Raw genomic sequence first — 1381 nt, forward strand, 5'->3', positions numbered from 1 at the left:
GGCGAACATGGCTGAGCGAGTTAAACCCTTTGCGTGGCCATTTCGGGCAGTATTTTACGGTCCGAAACAACGACTCTGAATACGGATTATCGTTGCTCACGCGTGGCCGGTTATGCGACATCGCCATGCCCAGGTTGGCCAACCTTGATTTCAGTGTAAACGAGGTCATCGGTGCCCCGTTATCTGAATGCAGTACCGGCGGATTATGCCAGCAGCCCTCGCGCAGCAAGGTTCGCTCAACCAGTTGTTTTGCCAGTTCACCGGATTCGGTTTCATGGACTTCCCAGCCGACGATTTTGCGGCTGTAAATATCAAGTATTAAGTACAGGTACCAGAAAACGCCTTTGACGTTCGAGGGACAATAACTGATGTCCCAGGTGTATACCTGATTCGGCCCGCTTGCCGTGTAACTGGTCGGCAACGGATGCTTATTCCGGGGTTTTGCTTTGCCCCGGTGTGTTAATTGCCGGTGCTTTTTCAGCACCTGGTAAATCGTTGATTCAGAGCCAATATAAACGCCTTTATCGGCCAGTAACGGCACGATTTGTGAGGCCGGTAAATCCGCATACTGCGGTAAATTACAGACCATCAGGATGCGCTGCTCTTCGTCTTCGCTCAACTGCCGCGGTTGTTTAACCGGCGCTGTTGTGGGCCGTTTATCCGGCGTCGGATTGTTAGCCCAGCGCTTTAACGTGCGTTGGCTTATGCACATAACATGCGCTGCCTGATGGCGGGATGCGCCGTTATTAACCGCTTCGTTAAAGTAATCGAGTAGCCTTATACGCTCGCTTTGCGGCGTTAGTCGTCCTCGTTGTCCGGTTCGTCCCCGTATAAGGCTTCGAGCTTTTTTGAAAGCACCAACAGGGCACTGGTCTCGGCCAACGCTTTATCTTTGCGGCGAACCTCGGCTTTAAGCTTTTTGATTTCTTTGGTCGTTTTTTTACGCTCTTGTTTTACCTGGCGCTCACTGTCAGCAGTGCGGCCAAAGCCCTGCAGGCAATCGGTACGCCACTGTTTGACCTGCTCGGTAAATAACCCTTTTTCACGGCAATAAGCCGACAGTTCGGCTTCCGATAAGCCGGCGGTTTCGATAACGATGGCTAACTTGTCTTCAGCGGACCATTGGTCAGCCTGTTTTTGATGTCCGGGCACTGCAACTCCTTGCTCACGACATTGTTTTAACCAATGATACAAGGTTTGCGGACTGATCCCATCCTCATCAGCCACAGAATTTACAGAACGACTCTGTGGCGGTAATAATTTTTTGAGCGTTGCAGCTTTACGCTCTTCAGAATAACGTGGCATACATGAACCTATGCCGCCCACTGTTTATTAACTAATGGCGAAATTGCCAACTGGACAACAAGGTTGACATAGTGGG

The 1381-nt window shown here is 50.7% G+C and carries 1 protein-coding gene and 1 pseudogene; both read right to left on the reverse strand.

The features are described 5' to 3' along the window. Window positions 1-556, reverse strand: a pseudogene (locus WA381_RS20925) (transposase); the annotation flags it as partial. A 242-nt stretch (window positions 557-798) separates the two neighbouring features. After that, window positions 799-1305 carry a transposase gene (locus WA381_RS20930; protein WP_034734407.1) on the reverse strand — a complete coding sequence of 169 codons (507 nt, stop codon included), beginning with the start codon at window positions 1303-1305 and terminating at the stop codon, window positions 799-801. Window positions 1306-1381 lie beyond the last annotated feature (76 nt).

Origin of the sequence: Alteromonas sp. CH_MED4-4 (assembly GCF_037029575.1) — a bacterium.
Lineage (GTDB): Bacteria > Pseudomonadota > Gammaproteobacteria > Enterobacterales > Alteromonadaceae > Alteromonas > Alteromonas macleodii.

Bases quoted from the DNA above. Each gene is read 5' to 3' on its own strand.
- WA381_RS20930 (WP_034734407.1), bottom strand. From the start codon at position 1,305: ATGCCACGTTATTCTGAAGAGCGTAAAGCTGCAACGCTCAAAAAATTA.